Origin of the sequence: Pseudomonas beijingensis (assembly GCF_030687295.1) — a bacterium.
GTDB lineage: Bacteria > Pseudomonadota > Gammaproteobacteria > Pseudomonadales > Pseudomonadaceae > Aquipseudomonas > Aquipseudomonas beijingensis.
The window spans coordinates 1,614,255-1,630,706 of sequence record NZ_CP117425.1 but is presented as its reverse complement, the minus strand read 5'-3'; the positions used below and the strand labels follow the sequence as shown (position 1 = coordinate 1,630,706).

14 protein-coding genes and 1 pseudogene are annotated in these 16,452 nt (G+C 62.9%); 2 read left to right on the top strand and 13 right to left on the bottom strand.

Features of this window, described 5'->3' with window-relative positions:
- Positions 1-53: 53 nt before the first annotated feature.
- From PSH84_RS07465 to PSH84_RS07420, 10 genes and pseudogenes are all read right to left on the bottom strand, one after another.
- The gene (locus PSH84_RS07465) at positions 54-1,241 is read right to left on the bottom strand and encodes an ATP phosphoribosyltransferase regulatory subunit (RefSeq protein WP_122567304.1); all 1,188 of its coding nucleotides are present in this window, start codon (positions 1,239-1,241) and stop codon (positions 54-56) included.
- A 314-nt stretch (positions 1,242-1,555) separates the two neighbouring features.
- Positions 1,556-2,425, bottom strand: coding sequence for a protease modulator HflC (gene hflC / locus PSH84_RS07460; protein ID WP_018610083.1), 870 nt, complete (start codon positions 2,423-2,425; stop codon positions 1,556-1,558).
- A complete protein-coding gene (gene hflK / locus PSH84_RS07455; protein ID WP_122567305.1) occupies positions 2,425-3,597 on the bottom strand; it encodes an FtsH protease activity modulator HflK in 1,173 nt (390 codons plus the stop codon). The genes hflC and hflK overlap by 1 nt, the downstream gene beginning before the upstream one ends.
- Before the next feature lie 85 nt (positions 3,598-3,682).
- Positions 3,683-4,988: pseudogene (gene hflX, locus PSH84_RS07450) on the bottom strand (ribosome rescue GTPase HflX).
- Positions 4,989-5,000: 12 nt separating this feature from the next.
- On the bottom strand, positions 5,001-5,261 hold the full coding sequence (hfq, locus tag PSH84_RS07445) for an RNA chaperone Hfq (RefSeq protein WP_003186419.1): 261 nt from the start codon (positions 5,259-5,261) through the stop codon (positions 5,001-5,003).
- A 91-nt stretch (positions 5,262-5,352) separates the two neighbouring features.
- The gene (miaA, locus tag PSH84_RS07440; RefSeq protein WP_305469464.1) at positions 5,353-6,324 is read right to left on the bottom strand and encodes a tRNA (adenosine(37)-N6)-dimethylallyltransferase MiaA; all 972 of its coding nucleotides are present in this window, start codon (positions 6,322-6,324) and stop codon (positions 5,353-5,355) included.
- On the bottom strand, positions 6,324-8,237 hold the full coding sequence (gene mutL / locus PSH84_RS07435; RefSeq protein WP_122567308.1) for a DNA mismatch repair endonuclease MutL: 1,914 nt from the start codon (positions 8,235-8,237) through the stop codon (positions 6,324-6,326). Before mutL ends, miaA begins: the two co-directional genes overlap by 1 nt.
- A complete protein-coding gene (locus PSH84_RS07430; protein WP_122567309.1) occupies positions 8,234-9,664 on the bottom strand; it encodes an N-acetylmuramoyl-L-alanine amidase in 1,431 nt (476 codons plus the stop codon). The genes mutL and PSH84_RS07430 overlap by 4 nt, the downstream gene beginning before the upstream one ends.
- Positions 9,664-10,134, bottom strand: a complete 471-nt coding sequence (gene tsaE, locus PSH84_RS07425; protein WP_305482479.1) for a tRNA (adenosine(37)-N6)-threonylcarbamoyltransferase complex ATPase subunit type 1 TsaE — start codon at positions 10,132-10,134, stop codon at positions 9,664-9,666. Before tsaE ends, PSH84_RS07430 begins: the two co-directional genes overlap by 1 nt.
- Entirely contained in the window at positions 10,122-11,621 is a 1,500-nt protein-coding gene (locus PSH84_RS07420; protein WP_305482477.1) for an NAD(P)H-hydrate dehydratase, read from the bottom strand. The genes tsaE and PSH84_RS07420 overlap by 13 nt, the downstream gene beginning before the upstream one ends.
- 63 nt (positions 11,622-11,684) lie before the next feature.
- Here PSH84_RS07420 and queG point away from each other — a divergent pair, with 63 nt between their 5' ends.
- A complete protein-coding gene (gene queG / locus PSH84_RS07415; RefSeq protein WP_122567312.1) occupies positions 11,685-12,764 on the top strand; it encodes a tRNA epoxyqueuosine(34) reductase QueG in 1,080 nt (359 codons plus the stop codon).
- Here queG and PSH84_RS07410 read toward each other — a convergent pair.
- Both PSH84_RS07410 and orn read right to left on the bottom strand, forming a co-directional pair.
- Positions 12,746-13,360, bottom strand: coding sequence for a trimeric intracellular cation channel family protein (locus tag PSH84_RS07410; protein ID WP_204126993.1), 615 nt, complete (start codon positions 13,358-13,360; stop codon positions 12,746-12,748). The genes queG and PSH84_RS07410 overlap by 19 nt on opposite strands.
- A gap of 221 nt (positions 13,361-13,581) precedes the next feature.
- Complete coding sequence (orn, locus tag PSH84_RS07405) at positions 13,582-14,124, bottom strand: oligoribonuclease (RefSeq protein ID WP_122567314.1); 543 nt, start codon at positions 14,122-14,124, stop codon at positions 13,582-13,584.
- Between the two features lie 109 nt (positions 14,125-14,233).
- Between orn and rsgA the strand changes: the two genes are divergently transcribed.
- Positions 14,234-15,265 (top strand): small ribosomal subunit biogenesis GTPase RsgA, encoded by a 1,032-nt coding sequence (gene rsgA / locus PSH84_RS07400; RefSeq protein ID WP_122567315.1) that lies wholly within the window; start codon positions 14,234-14,236, stop codon positions 15,263-15,265.
- 138 nt (positions 15,266-15,403) lie between these two features.
- On the opposite strand, the gene motB is transcribed toward rsgA, so the two are convergent.
- The gene (gene motB, locus PSH84_RS07395; RefSeq protein ID WP_122567316.1) at positions 15,404-16,450 is read right to left on the bottom strand and encodes a flagellar motor protein MotB; all 1,047 of its coding nucleotides are present in this window, start codon (positions 16,448-16,450) and stop codon (positions 15,404-15,406) included.
- Between the last annotated feature and the right edge of the window lie 2 nt (positions 16,451-16,452).

The window sequence follows — 16,452 nt, the reverse complement described above, 5'->3', positions numbered from 1 at the left end:
ACACTTGTCCTCATTCGCGCAAACTTGGTGCCGGCCGCGGCCGGCGGGAAAACTCAAGAAGCCAGCGGCAATACTTGCCAAAGCCCGTTCTGCTGAATCAATTGCCGGTCGCAGTCCGCTTCACGGGCGGCGGCCAAAGGCTGCCCAGGCAAGGCCTGGACGACACGCTGACCCTCACTGCGCAACTGGCAGACCGCCTGCCAGAGTGCCGCATCCGTACTGTCAGGCATCCAGATACCGCCAGACGGTAGCTCGACTTCAGCACGCCCCAGGGTCACCAGGGTTTTCAAATCGGTAGAGAAACCGGTCGCCGGACGGGCGCGACCGAAGTCGGCGCCGATGTCGTCATAACGGCCGCCCTGGGCGATGGACTGGCCCACGCCCGGCACGAACACGGCGAACACGACACCGGTGTGATAGTGATAGCCGCGCAACTCACCCAGGTCGAAATACAGCGGCAACTCGGGGAAACGCACCGACAGACGCTCGGCAATCGCCAGCAAGTCATCCAGCGCGGCCAACACCGGCGCCGGCGCATGAGCCAGGCGTTCACGGGCAGCGGTCAATACTTCACGCCCGCCGCACAGGTCCACCAGTGCCCGCAGCATGCCCGACAGATCGGCCGGCAGGCCCTCGGTCAGGCTGATGACTTCGTCGATGGCCTTGCGTTGCAGGGCATCGAACAGTTGTTGCTCCACTTCACCGGACAAACCGGCCGCACGGGCCAGGCCGCGGTAAATGCCGACATGCCCCAGGTCCATGTGGACATCCGGCACGTCAGCCAGTTGCAGCATGGCCAACATCAGGCTGATGACTTCCACGTCGCTGCTCGGGCTGGCATCGCCATACAACTCGGCGCCCAGCTGGATCGGGCTGCGCGAAGACGACAAGGCACGCGGCTGGGCATGCAGAACGCTGCCGGCGTAGCACAGGCGGCTCGGACCTTCACGGCGCAGGGTGTGGGCGTCGATGCGCGCCACTTGCGGCGTGATGTCGGCACGAAAGCCCATCTGCCGGCCCGACTGCGGGTCGATTACCTTGAAGGTGCGCAGATCCAGGTCCTGGCCCGCGCCGGTGAGCAGGGATTCCAGGTACTCGATATGCGGGGTGACGACGAATTCGTAACCCCAACTCTGGAACAGATCCAACACCTGCCGACGCGCTACTTCGATACGCGCAGCTTCCGGTGGCAGTACTTCTTCGATGCCATCAGGCAGCAGCCAGCGGTCTACCGTTGCCATTACGCCATTCCCCTATGGTCCGGGCGGCCAGCCCTCGGGCAAGCCTTGAGTGAAGCAGAAAACACTGGGCCCATACGCAAAACACGCGCATGAGCGACGTGACGAATGGCCCGCAATCGGCCTCGCCCAGCGCTTTCCTCGAAAAACCTGTCGAGTCGTTCAACCCGACGCCTGCACCTATGAACCGCAATCGAACGTGCAGACGCAAAAAAGCCGGGAATTTCCCGGCTGCCGCATCATACACACGTTTTCCCAAAGGATCACCCCGCCCGACGCTTTAGCCGCCGGGCGGAGTGTTTCAGGTCAACGTCGCATCAAGGCTTGGACTTTTCCAGGTAATGGAAGAAGTCGCTGCTTGGGTCCAGGACCAGGACGTCGGACTTGTTCGCGAAGCTTTCACGGTAGGCACGCAGGCTACGGTAGAACGCGTAGAACTCCTGATCCTGACCGTAGGCCTTGGAGTAGATCGAAGCAGCCTGGGCATCACCATCACCCCGGACCTCCTCCGATTCACGATAGGCTTCGGCCAGCAGCACACGGCGTTGGCGATCGGCGTCGGCACGGATGCCTTCGGCCAGCTCGTTACCCTTGGCGCGGTGCTCGCGGGCTTCACGCTCACGCTCGGTACTCATCCGCTCGAACACACTGCGGTTCACTTCCTTCGGCAGGTCGATGGCCTTGACCCGGACATCGACCACTTCGATACCCAGCTCCTTTTCCGCCATCGCATTCAGCGAACGGGTGATGTCGGCCATGAGCGCATCACGCTCACCGGACACCACTTCATGCAACGTGCGCTTACCGAACTGGTCACGCAGGCCCGATTCCAGACGACGGGACAGACGCTCGTCGGCGATCTGCTTCAGGCCAGAGGTCGCGGTGTAGAAGCGCTCGGCATCCTTCACGCGCCACTTGGCGTAGGCATCCACCATCACGGCTTTCTTTTCCAGCGTCAGGAAGCGTTGTGTCGGCGCATCCAGCGTCATCAGGCGAGCGTCGAACTTGCGCACCTTGTTGACGTACGGCACCTTCACATGCAGCCCCGGCTGGACATCAGCCTGGACCACGCGACCGAATTGCAGCAACACCGCGCGCTCGGTCTGAGCCACGATGTAGAAGCAGTTCCAGGCAGCGATCGCCACGACGACACCGACAATAAGGGCGATCAGCGATTTATTGCTCATCAGCGACTCTCCCTGGTACGTGCTTGCTGTTGTTGCAGGTCCGCCGCCGCACGGGTGCCGGCCTCATTGCTGACCGCCGCCGAACTGGCCGGTGGCGTACTGGTGTTGCGACCGCTCTCGACCATCTTGTCCAGCGGCAGGTACAGCAGATTGCTCTGGCCGTTCTTGTTGCCAGTCACGAGGACCTTGCTGGTGTTGCTGAAGACTTCCTGCATGGTGTCCAGGTACAGACGCTGGCGGGTCACTTCAGGGGCCTTGCGATACTCGGCTACCAGTTTGGTGAAGCGATCGGCCTCACCCTTGGCACGGGAGACCACTTCGTCACGATAACCGTTGGCGTCCTCGATGATGCGCTGGGCCTGACCACGGGCTTCCGGCACGACGCCGTTGGCATAGGTTTCGGCCTGGTTGCGCGAACGCTGCTCGTCTTCACGGGCCCGGATCACGTCGTCGAAGGCTTCCTGGACCTCACGCGGTGCCGCTGCGCTCTGGACGTTGACCTGGGTAACGGTGATACCGGTGCGATAGGTATCGAGGAACCGTTGCAGGCGCTCCTTGATTTCGCTGGCCATCAGTTCACGACCTTCGGTCAGCACCTGGTCCATGGCGGTGGAACCCACCACATGGCGCAAGGCGCTTTCGGTCGCGTGCTGCAGGCTGATTTCCGGCTGGTCGACGTTCAGCACGAAGTCCTGCAGGTTGGTGATCTTGTATTGCACGGTCAGCGGCACTTCGACGATGTTCTCGTCTTCGGTCAGCATCTGGCCCTGCTTGGTGTACGCCCGCTCACGCGTGACGTTCTCCATGTACTTCTGGTCGATCGGCGGGAAATAGATGTTCAGGCCCGGGCCAACCGTCTCGTAGTACTTGCCGAAGCGCAGCACCACGGCCTGCTCCTGCTCGTCCACGACATAGACCGCGCTGTACAGCCAGACAGCCGCCAGCACGACGAGACCGATGCCGAGCAGGCCGAAACCGCCGCCCTTGCCCGAACGACCGCCGCCCTCGTCACCGCGTTTTTTACCACCACCGAACAAACCGTTCAGGCTTTCCTGCAGCTTTCGGAAGGCCTCGTCGAGATCTGGCGGCCCCTTGCGGTCGCCGTTGTTACGACGTTTGCCACCCCAAGGATCCTGATTATTCGAGTTGCCACCCGGCTCATTCCAAGCCATAGCGCTCTCCATCTGATAAAGCAAAGACGCACCCACGGCGCGCCGACCAATGCTACAGAATGCCTGACACCGCTTTCTCAGGCTTTTATTGCAAAGTGTGTTGCTCGATGAATTCCATCGGTTGCAGCCCTTCGCGACTGACCAGTCGGTTGAGCTCCGCCCGAGGCAGGCGAACAGCCAGCAGGCAGACACCTTCTTCTTCGTCGTGCTCTTTCTTTTTGCACCGCCCCCAGCTCGAAAAACTGCGCACGCAGCCGGGCGAAACGTTGCGGCAACTTCAGGGTGCCGACAAACAGATCGTTGCCCAACAGCTCGGCCACGGCCTGCTTGAGCAGGTCCAGGCCGCTGCCATCGCGGGCCGACAGCCAGACCCGTTGCGGCTTGCCGTCGGCATCGCGCTGGATCTGCGGCTCCACGCCTTCGAGCAAATCGAGTTTGTTGTATACCTCGAGGATCGGCAAGTCCTGGGCTCCGATCTCACCCAGCACCACCATCACCTGCTCGATCTGCAGCATCCGGTCCGGCTCGGCGGCATCGATCACGTGCAGCAGCAGGTCGGAGTTGCTCGACTCTTCGAGCGTAGCCCGGAAAGCCTCGACCAGTTTATGCGGCAAGTGACGGATGAAGCCCACGGTGTCGGCCAGCACGATCGGCCCAAGGTCGTCCAGGTCGAGCCGGCGCAGGGTCGGGTCGAGCGTGGCGAACAACTGGTCGGCGGCATACACGTCGGATTGGGTAACGTTATTGAACAGGGTCGATTTGCCGGCGTTGGTATAGCCCACCAGTGAAACCGTCGGGATATCCGCACGCTTGCGGCCACGTCGCGACTGCTCGCGCTGGCTGCGGACCTTTTCCAGCCGCCCCTTGATCTGGCGCAGGCGAACCCGCAACAGGCGTCGGTCGGTTTCCAGCTGGGTTTCACCCGGGCCGCGCAGGCCGATACCGCCTTTTTGCCGCTCAAGGTGAGTCCAGCCGCGAACCAGCCGCGTACTCATGTGCTCAAGCTGGGCCAGTTCGACCTGGAGCTTGCCTTCATGGGTGCGGGCGCGCTGGGCGAAGATATCGAGGATCAGCCCCGTGCGGTCGATCACGCGGCACTCGAAGACTCGTTCGAGGTTACGCTCCTGACTGGGCGTGAGGATGTGATTGAAAATCACCAGATCGACCTGTTCGGCCTTGACCAGGTCGCGCAACTCCTCGACCTTGCCACTGCCGATCAGGAACTTGGCGGTTGGCCGATGACGCGGCACGTTGAAAAACGCGACGGTCTCGGCGCCGGCCGAAAGAGCCAATTCCTGAAACTCCTGCGGATCTTCGCGCGCCTCAGGGTCCTGTCCATCCAAGTGAACGAGAATGGCTCGCTCACCACCACCGTGGCGCTCAAAGAACAAAGGAGGCTCCTATCAAGCGTTACCCGGTTCAGCGTCACCGCCTTCGGATTCGGTTGCGCTAGGCAGACGAATTGGGCGAACGGGCACCACTGTCGAGATCGCGTGCTTATAGACCATCTGGCTGACGGTGTTTTTCAGAAGGATAACGAACTGGTCGAAAGACTCGATCGTGCCTTGCAGTTTGATCCCGTTGACCAGATAGATGGACACCCCAACTTTCTCTTTACGTAAAGTGTTCAAGTAAGGGTCTTGTAGCGAATGCCCTTTTGACATGTGCCGCACTCCTTTAAGGATCAATAATAAAAATCGGAATCAGATGGCTTGGGCCGTCACACCCCCAAGGATAGACGGCAATTGCAAGGACTCAGCTCAATATGGAGATGGTCCTGAGGTATTTCAAGGCGCGTGGCAGATTGTCGCAATCGAGACTGTCGAGCCAATGCAAGTCAGTCCAGCTGCGCAGCCAGGTGAACTGGCGTTTCGCCAATTGGCGCGTGGCTATAATCCCACGCTCCTGCATCTCGGCTGACGTCAGCTTGCCGTCCAGGTAATCCCAGACTTGTCGATAACCTACCGCACGTATAGACGGCAACCCGGCATGCAGGTCACTTCGCTCACGCAGGGCTACGACCTCGTCTATGAACCCCTGTTCCAACATTAATGTGAATCTTTGTTCAATTCGCCGATGCAGCACTTGCCGGTTCGCCGGAGCGATGGCCAGATTCGCGACAGTATAGGGCAATTGTTGCAGTCCCGAAGCGGCTGCTTCAGTACTTTGCGCAGATTGTCGCTGGCGCAGGGCGGTCATGCTCTGGCCGCTGACCCGATAAACCTCCAGGGCCCGACTGAGCCGCTGCGGGTCATTGGGGTGAATACGCGCCGCCGATTCCGGGTCGATGACCGCCAGTTGCTCGTGCAAGGCTTGCCAGCCCAGGCGCGCGGCCTCTTCTTCTATCTGCGCGCGCACCTCGGGATCGGCCGCCGGCATGTCCGCCAGCCCATCGACCAAGGCCTTGTAGTACAGCATCGTGCCGCCCACCAGCAGCGGAATCTTGCCCCGCGCGGTGATCTCGGCCATGGCCTGGAGCGCGTCACGGCGGAAATCGGCTGCCGAGTAGGCTTCGGCCGGGTCGAGGATATCGATCAGCCGGTGCGGATATTCGGCCAGCAGTTCTTTCGACGGCTTGGCAGTGCCGATGTCCATGCCCCGGTAGACCAGGGCCGAATCGACGCTGATCAACTCGCAGGGCAGGACCTTGGTCAATTCGATGGCCAGGTCGGTCTTGCCGGCGGCGGTCGGCCCCATCAGGAAAATCGCGGGTGGCAACGGGCTCATCAACGACCGCGCAGGAACAGTTTGTCCAGGTCGTCCAGGCCCAATTGGGTCCAGGTCGGCCGGCCATGGTTGCATTGACCGCTGCGTTCGGTGTTTTCCATGTCCCGCAGCAGACCGTTCATTTCCGGCAGGGCCAGGCGCCGGTTGGCGCGGATCGCGCCGTGGCAGGCCATGGTGCCGAGCAATTCGTTCAGGTGCGCCTGGATCCGGTCGCTGGTGCCGTACTCCATCAAGTCCGCCAGCACGTCGCTGACCAGGCGATTGGCCTCGGCCTGCTTCAACAAGGCCGGGATCTGGCGGATCGCCAGGGTTTCCGGGCCCAGGCGCTGCAACTCAAAGCCAAGGCGCTGGAACCAGGCCACATGTTCTTCGGCGCAATCGGCTTCGCGCTGGCTGACGGCCAGGGATTCGGGCACCAACAGCGGCTGGCCGCTCAGGCCTTCGCTGGCCATGGCGATTTTCAGGCGCTCGTACATGATCCGCTCATGGGCTGCGTGCATGTCCACCAGGACCAGGCCCTGGGCATTTTCCGAGAGGATATAGATGCCTTTGAGTTGCGCCAGGGCATAGCCCAGTGGCGGGATATCGCCCTGGCCGTCGGGCATCGCCGCCGCGCCGGCTTCCGGCAAGGGTTTGAAGAACTCGCGATAGGCCGCCTGAGCCTCGGCTGCCGGCACGTTGGATTGTGGGCGCGGGGTGTATTGATACTGATAGCCACTGCCAGCACCGCTGCCGGCGGTGTTGTAGCTCGGCTGAGGCTGGGGTTGCTCCAGCAGGGCATTGGCCGCCAGGCGCATTTCGCCCTGGGGCCCGAACTCGCCCGCGTCCAACCCCGTTGGCCGGACCATGCCGGCCACTGCCGCCGGAGCCGCCAGCTGATCTTCCGGACGCACATCGCCCAAGGCGCGGTGCAAGGTGCCGTAGAGGAAATCGTGGACCATGCGCCCGTCACGGAAACGCACCTCGTGCTTGGTCGGGTGCACGTTGACGTCCACCACCGCCGGATCGACTTCGAAAAACAGCACGAAGGTCGGATGCCGACCATTGAACAGCACATCGCGATACGCCTGGCGCACCGCGTGGGCCACCAGTTTGTCGCGCACCGCCCGACCGTTCACGTAGAAATACTGCAAGTCCGCCTGGCTGCGGGAAAAAGTCGGCAACCCGACCCAACCCCACAGGTGCAGGCCATTGCGCTCCACCTCGATGGGCAAGGCCTGTTCCAGGAAGCCTGCGCCGCACACCGCACCGACACGACGGGCGCGGGCCGCATCATCGTGGGCCTCGTGCAGGCTGAGGATGGTCTTGCCGTTGTGGCGCAAATGGAACGCCACGTCAAAACGTGCCAGGGCCAGGCGCTTGATGACTTCTTGCAGATGATCGAATTCAGTCTTCTCGGCCTTGAGGAACTTGCGCCGGGCCGGGGTGTTGAAGAACAGGTCGCGCACTTCCACCGAGGTGCCCACCGGATGGGCCGCAGGCTGGACGCGAGAGGCCATGTCGCGACCTTCGGTCTCGACCTGCCAGGCCTGCTCGGCATCGCGGGTGCGGGAAGTGAGGGTCAGGCGCGACACCGAACTGATGGACGCCAGTGCCTCACCCCGAAACCCCAGGCTCATGACCCGCTCGAGGTCTTCCAGGTCGCGGATCTTGCTGGTGGCGTGGCGCGCCAGGGCCAGCGGCAGGTCGTCGGAGGAAATACCGCCACCGTCATCGCGTACCCGAAGCAGCTTGACGCCGCCCTGCTCGACATCCACATCGATGCGCCGGGCCCCGGAATCGAGGCTGTTTTCCAACAGTTCCTTGATGACCGACGCCGGACGCTCGACCACTTCACCGGCGGCGATCTGGTTCGCCAGCCGAGGGCTGAGCAGTTCGATGCGGGCGGTGCTGCCGATCACTTCGTCACTCATTGCTTGGCCGCCACTTCATTGCCCGGAATGGTCAAGGTCTGGCCAATCTTGAGCTCATCGCTCTTGAGATTGTTGGCACTGCGCAAGGTGGCGGGCGACACCTGGTAGCGCACGGCAATCATCGCCAGGGTTTCGCCAGGGTTGACCCGGTGATCCCGTGGTCCCTGGGCGATCTTGCCGGAGTCGCGCAGCCAGGCGATGTAGGTGCCTGGCGGTGGGTTCTGCTGGAAGAACTGGCGCACACCGCTGCTGATGGATCGGGCCAGGGCCTGCTGATGGCTGGAGGACGACAGTTTGGACGCCTCGTTGGAGTTGGAGATAAAGCCGGTCTCCACCAGGATCGACGGGATGTCCGGCGACTTGAGCACCATGAACCCGGCCTGCTCGACGCGTTGCTTGTGCAGCGGCGTGACCCGACCGATGTTGCTCAGGACTTTCTGGCCGACGTTCAGGCTGGAGGTCAACGAGGCAGTCATCGACAAATCGAGCAAGACACCGGCGAGCATCCGGTCCTTGTCGTCGAGGCTGACGTTGCCGGCACCGCCGATCAGGTCGGAACGGTTTTCGCTGTCAGCCAACCAACGGGCGGTTTCAGACGTGGCGCCGCGATCGGACAGGGCAAACACCGAGGCCCCGAACGCCGCCTTCGAAGGCGCGGCGTCGGCGTGGATGGAGACGAACAGGTCAGCACCTTTCTTGCGGGCGATTTCGGTACGCCCACGCAGGGGAATGAAGTAGTCGCCGGTGCGGGTCAGTTCGGCGCGGAAGCCTTTCATGCCGTTGACCTGGCGCTGCAGTTCACGGGCGATGGACAGCACCACGTCTTTTTCACGTTGCCCACGCGAGCCCGAGGCCCCGGGGTCTTCGCCACCGTGACCGGCGTCGATCACCACGATGATGTCGCGCTTGCCGGCCGGGGCCGGTGGCAGCTTGAGCGCAGGTTCGGTCGGGGTCACCGGCACCGCGGGCACCGTGGCAACCTTGGTCGGCGGCGGTGGCGGTGGGTCGGCATCGGCCGGGTTGTCGAACAGGTCCACCACCAGCCGGTTGCCGTACTGGGCGTTGGGGGCCAGAGTGAAGCTTTTCGGGGTCACGGCTTTTTTCAGGTCAATGACCACCCGCAGGTCGGTCGGCGTACGCTGGGCCGAGCGCATCGCGGTAATCGGCGTGTTGGCGGTGGCGACGTTCAGCGGCGCGCCCAAGGAGGCACCGTTGATGTCGATCACCAGGCGATCCGGGGCGGTCAGGGTGAATACGCTGTGCTGCACCGGCCCCGTCAGGTCGAACACCAGCCGTGTGTTGTCCGGCGCCCGCCAGAGACGAACGCTGTTGACCTTTGTCTCGGCCACAGCATCGACGGCCAGTGCCGTAAGCAACAGTCCTACGACAGCAACCACCGCGCGAAAGCGCATACCAAACCCCATCATCAATTAGTTTCCAATGCCAAAGCGGCACACCACGACTCACCACGGGAGCCTTGCGGCGTCAGTTTCAGCGAACGCCCGCCGTTCTGCGCGCCAATGGTAATGGTCAGGTCGGGCTTTGGCAAAAAGCCTGCACCCTTCTGGGGCCATTCGATCAGGCACAAGGCGTCATCTTCGAAATAATCGCGGATGCCGAGGAATTCCAGCTCCTCAGGATCCACCAGTCGATACAGGTCGAAATGGAAGGCGCGAATGTCGCCGATCTCATAGGGCTCGACCAGGGTGAACGTCGGGCTCTTGACTGAACCGACGTGCCCGAGGCCGCGAATGATGCCACGGGACAAGGTGGTTTTCCCCGCGCCGAGGTCGCCTTCGAGAAAAATCAGGCCGTGGCCGGCGGTGATCTGCGCGATGCGGGCGCCAAATTGTGTCATGGCTTGTTCGTCCGCCACGTACAGGGTTACTTCAGACACGGTGAATGCTCCTCCAACAACTGACGAATGGCCGGGATCAGATCGGTCGCCGCCAATCCCCGGCCCGAGCGACCAGCCTGGGCACCGGCATTGGCATGCAGCCAAACCGCCAGGCACGCGGCCTCGAAGCCTTCCATGCCCTGGGCCAGCAAGGCCCCGACCACGCCGGCCAGTACATCCCCCAGGCCCGCCGTGGCCATGGCTGGATGGCCCTGGCTGCAAACCGCCAGGCGCCCGTCCGGGCTGGCAATCAGGCTGCCGGCACCCTTGAGGATCACCGTGGCGGTGTATTTCTGGCTCAAGGCATGGGCCGCGGCCGGGCGATCGCCTTGCACCTGGGCGGTGGACATCTCCAACAGGCGCGCCGCCTCGCCCGGGTGCGGGGTGATGACACACTGCTCAGGCAAACGGACATCGCCGCTGCTCAGCAGGTTCAGCGCATCGGCGTCCCACACTTGTGGCAGCGACGCGTTGGACGCCGCCGACAACAGGCTACGCCCCCAAGCGGCCTGGCCCAGGCCCGGCCCGACCACCAGCACGCTGGCCTGTTGGAGCAAGCCCATCAATTGGTTCGCCGAATGGGTGCCCTGCACCATCACTTCCGGCAAACGCGTCAGTGCGGCGGACACATGCTCGCTGCGGGTCGCCATCGAAATCATGCCCGCGCCGCAGCGCAGAGCGCTTTCGGCGCTCATCTGGATGGCGCCGCCGAAGCCCCGGTCGCCACCGATCAGCAGCACATGACCGAACTTGCCTTTGTGGGAAGTGGCAGCGCGAGGCGTCAGACGTGGCAGATTATTGGGTAGGAGCAGCCGGGCACTGACCGGTGCCGCTTCAACAATATCCGGATCGGCGTGCAGATCATTGAATACCAGCTCACCGACCCGGTCCGCCGCTTCGCCAGTGAACAGCCCCAGTTTCAAGCCAATGAAGGTCACGGTCAGGTCGGCCGCCACCGCTGTACCCAGCACCCGCCCGGTGTCGGCGCACAACCCCGAGGGGATATCCACCGCCGCGACTGGCAGGCCGCTGACGTTGATCGTATCGATGGCCTGCACATACGGCTCACGCACATCGCCACTCAGGCCCGTGCCAAGCAACGCGTCCAGCAGCACGCCACGCAACTCGGCCTCATCCGACCACGGCTCCATCGGCACGCCCACCGCCACGGCCTCGGCATGGGCATTGGCGGCGTCGCCCTGCAATCGCCGAGGCTCGCCCACCGTTAGCACCCGCACCGGCCAACCGGCGCGCCGGGCCAGGGTCGCGACCAGATAGCCATCACCGGCATTATTGCCATGGCCGGCCAGCACAGTCAGCTCACGGGCGTCAGGCCAGCGTCGAACGATCGCTCGCCAGGTGGCGCGGGCAGCGCGCTGCATCAATTCGAAACCGGCGGTGCCTGCCGCGATCAGTTGCGCGTCGAGGGCCCGGACCTGCGCGGTGCTGTACAGCGCGTCGGGAAAATCATCTTTAGTGTGCGGCATGCGTCTTCGGGCTCCGATGTCTGGCAGAATTATACGCATCTCAGCTCTGGTTTCTCTCGCCTCATGCCTGCCATTCCCACAGACCTCCCCGCCCTCGCCCAATCCATCAAGGAATGGGGCCGCGAGCTGGGTTTCCAGCAGGTCGGCATCAGCGGCCTGGACCTGGCCGAGCATGAACAACACCTGCAACGCTGGCTCGACGCCGGCTACCACGGCGAAATGGACTACATGGGCGCCCACGGCAGCAAACGCTCGCACCCCGAGGAACTGGTGCCGGGCACGCTGCGGGTGGTGTCCCTGCGCATGGACTACCTGCCGGGCGACACGCAAATGGCGCAATTGCTCGGCCAACCGGAAAAAGCCTACGTCTCACGTTATGCGTTGGGCCGCGATTACCACAAATTGATCCGTAAACGCGTGCAGCAACTGGCAGAAAAAATTCAGGCGGCCATCGGCCCCTTTGGCTACCGCGCCTTCGTCGACAGCGCACCAGTGCTGGAAAAAGCCATCGCCGAACAGGCCGGCCTGGGCTGGATCGGTAAAAACACCCTGGTACTCAACCGCAAGGCCGGCAGCTATTTCTTCCTGAGCGAGCTGTTTGTCGACCTGCCGCTGCCCATCGACCCGCCCCACGGCACCGAGCATTGTGGAAAATGCACCGCGTGCCTGGACATCTGTCCGACGAATGCCTTCGTCGGGCCCTACGTGCTCGACGCTCGTCGCTGCATTTCCTACCTGACCATCGAGCTGAAAAGCGCGATTCCTGAAGAGCTGCGGCCACTGATCGGCAACCGGGTGTTCGGCTGTGACGATTGCCAGATCGTCTGCCCGTGGAACCGCTTCGCCCGACCGTCCGGGGAAAGCGACTTCAAGCCGCGGCACAACCTGGACAATGCCGGGCTGGCCGAGCTGTTCATGTGGGACGAGGCGACGTTCCTGAGCAGTACCGAAGGCTCACCGCTGCGCCGTGCCGGTTACGAGCGCTGGCTGCGCAATCTGGCGGTGGGCCTGGGGAATGCGCCGTCAACGATTCCGGTGCTGCAAGCCCTGGAGGCGCGGCGCGACTATCCGTCGGAACTGGTGCGCGAGCACGTGGCGTGGGCGCTACGCCAACATGCCGAGCGTCAGACCTCGTCGTTGTAGACGAACTTCGGCATTTCCCAGTGAAAGCGGATCGCCAGGAGTCGCAGCAGGAAACCGCCGAACAAGGTGATGAGGATCGCCTGTTCGCTCGGCAGTTGCAGGAAGACACACAGCAGATAACACCACGCCGCGGCAAACGAGACGCTGGCGTAGAGTTCGCGACGGAAGATCAACGGAATATCGTTGCAGAAGATGTCCCGGAGGATGCCGCCAAATACTCCGGTGATCACCCCACTGACCGACGCCACCAGCATGCCATGGCCCATTTCCAGGGCCGTCATGCAGCCGATCAGGGTGAACGCCACCAGGCCCACGGCATCGAGCACCAGGAACAGCGAGCGCAAATGACGCATCCAGCGCGCCAGGAACACCGTCAGCATCGCCGCCGCGGTGGTCAGTACCAGGTATTCCGGATGCTTGACCCAAGTGAGCGGGTAATGACCGAGCAGCACGTCGCGCACCGAGCCGCCACCCAATGCCGTGACACAGGCGATCAGCACCACGCCGAACCAGTCCATGCCCCGCCGCCCGGCAGACAAGGCGCCGGTCATGGCTTCGGCGGTGATGGCGATCAGATAAAGCATCAGCAACATGATGGCGGTCCATACGGGAAGGCGCGCAGTCTAGCCAGTTTGGGCAGGCACCAAAAGAGGGCAGCTCCGCCCTGCCCGACACAGAACCTGTGGCGAGAAGGTTTGTGGGAGCAAGGCTTGCCCGCGATGATGGCGGTGCGGTCATTCAGAAACCGAGTCGCCTGTTTCGCGAGCAAGCTTTGCTCCCACAAAACCACAAGCTACAAGAACGCCGTGCGCTGGAATCAGAACTTGATGAAGTGCTTACGGTAGTGCTGCAACTCGGCAATGGACTCGCGGATGTCGTCCAGGGCCAGGTGGGTGCTGCCCTTCTGGAAGCTGTCGCGCACTTCTGGCGCCCAACGGGCGGCCAGTTCCTTGAGGGTGGAGACGTCCAGGTTGCGGTAGTGGAAGTAGCTTTCCAGGGATTTCATGTGGGTATAAAGGAAGCGCCGATCCTGGCAGATACTGTTGCCACAGATCGGCGACTTGCCCTTGGGCACCCACTGTTCCAGGAAAGCGAGGGTCTGGGCTTCGGCCTCGGCCATGCTGATCTTGCTCTCACGCACCCGCTGGGTCAGGCCCGAGCCGCCGTGCTGGCGCGTGTTCCACTCGTCCATGCCGGCGAGGATCTCGTCGCTGTGATGAATCGCGATCACCGGGCCTTCGGCCAGGGTATTGAGGTCGCTGTCGGTGACGATGGTGGCCATTTCGATGATGACGTCGGTGTCTGGGTTCAGACCGGTCATTTCCAGGTCGATCCAGATCAGGTTCTGCGGGTTTTGCATAGGGAAGCTCCTCGGCGTAGCCACGCAGTTTAGCTTAGGCAGGCCCTTGGGCGTGCTAAACTCGCCGCCGTTTTACCCTATTCGCTGCATTTCTTCATACGGAACACCCATGGCCAAACGCCAACTCAATCGTCGTCAGAACTGGCGCATCGAAAAGATCCAGGGCGAGCGCGCCGCCCGCGCCGCCAAACGCGAATCCAGTGCTGTCGAAGCCCTGGAGGGCGGCGACCTGGGCCCTGAACAGACCGGACTGGTGATCGCCCACTTCGGTGTGCAGGTCGAGGTCGAGGCCCGGGAAGGCGAACTGGCCGGCCAGGTGTTCCGCTGCCACTTGCGCGCCAACCTGCCGGCGCTGGTGACGGGCGACCAGGTGGTCTGGCGTGCTGGCAACCAGGGCATCGGCGTGATCGTCGCGCAGTTGCCGCGCCACACCGAGCTTTGCCGTCCGGACAGCCGGGGCCAGCTCAAGCCCGTGGCCGCCAACGTCGACATGATCGTCATCGTGTTCGCGCCATTGCCCGAGCCCCACGCCAACCTGATCGACCGCTACCTGGTGGCGGCCGAACACGCCGGCATCCGTCCGCTGTTGCTGCTCAACAAGTTCGACCTGATCGACGAACACAACGCCCCGGCGCTGAACGCCCTGCTGTCGGTCTATCGGGATTTGGGTTACCCGGTGCTGGAAGTCTCGGCCCATCACGGCAACGGCATGGAACAATTGCAACGGCAGCTGGACGGGCGCATTAGCGTGTTCGTCGGCCAGTCCGGCGTCGGCAAGTCTTCGCTGGTCAACAGCCTGCTGCCGGAAGTCGAGACCCGCGTCGGACCGTTGTCCGAGCTGTCCGGCCAGGGCACCCACACCACCACCACCGCACGACTGTTCCACTTCCCGGGCGGCGGTGAATTGATCGACTCGCCAGGTATCCGCGAATTCGGCCTGGGCCACGTCAGCCGGGCCGATGTCGAGGCTGGGTTCATCGAGTTCAACGAGCTGATCGGCACCTGCCGCTTCCGCGACTGCAAGCACGACCGCGAACCCGGTTGCGCCCTGCTCAAGGCCCTGGAAGAAGGTCGCGTGCATCAACAACGGATGAACAGCTACCGCTCGATCATCGCCAGTTTGCCGGAAAGCAGTTACTGACCCGGCAGGACACCTTTGTGGCGAGGGGATCCGTGGGAGCAAAGCTTGCTCGCGAAACAGGCACCTCGGTCTCCGAAAGACCGCATCGCCTTCATCGCGGGCAAGCCTTGCTCCCACAGGTCTGTATCGGCTCTCAGGTCACTGCGCCGGCGGCTCAGCCGGCTTCGGCGCGGCGTCGTCGAACAGGTTCAGCCGCTCGCGCAGTTCATGGGCCGGCACGGGTTGCTGGTCCGCCGGCAACGCGTTCGGATCGACCGCCGCGCCAGGTGTAGCGGGCGAAGCAGGCACTTCACCCGGCGCGCCCTCGCCCGGGGCAGGATCGGGCGCCGGATCGTCGGTTTGTGAGCCCTCGATCGCTTTCTGCGCCTTCTTGGTCAACACCACGATATCGATACGCCGATTGACCGGGTTGAGCGGATCCTTGCGGTCGAACAGCGCCGAAGACGCATAGCCGACCACCCGTGCCACCTGCTCGTCCGGATAACTACCGGCCACCAGGGCGCGACGGGCCGCGTTGGCGCGGTTGGCCGACAATTCCCAGTTACCGAAATCGCCTTTGCCAACGTAAGGCTTGGCATCGGTGTGACCGCTGATACTGATCTTGTTCGGCACCGCCTTGATGGTGTCGGCCATGGCCAGCAGGATGTCTTCGAAATACGGTTTCAGGCGCGCGCTGCCAGAGTCGAACATCGGCCGGTTATCAGCGTCCATGATCTGGATGCGCAGGCCATTCGGCGTGATCTCGAACAGGATCTGGTCCTTGAATTTCTGCAGTTGCGGATTTTCTTCAACTTTGTTCTGCAATTCCTGCAACAGCAACTCCAGGCGCTCGCGCTCGACCTGTTCGGCCATGCCTTCGACCTGCTCGGAATCCACCGTCACCTTGTCGGGCTGGGGCTGGGACTTGACCTCGGGGTTGAGGGTGTTTTCCGGCGCCAGGGTCGGCGAGCCGCCCAGGTCAATGATGTAGGGTGTGCCGCTTTCGGAAAAGCCGACCGGGTCCTTGAAGTAACCGGCGATGGCGATCTTCTGTTCCGGGGTTGCCGTGGACAGCAGCCACAGCACCAAGAAGAACGCCATCATCGCCGTCGCGAAGTCGGCGAAGGCAATTTTCCAAGCACCGCCATGGTGCCCGCCGGCTATGCGCTTGACGCGCTTGACGATGATCGGTTGATTATTTTCCATAA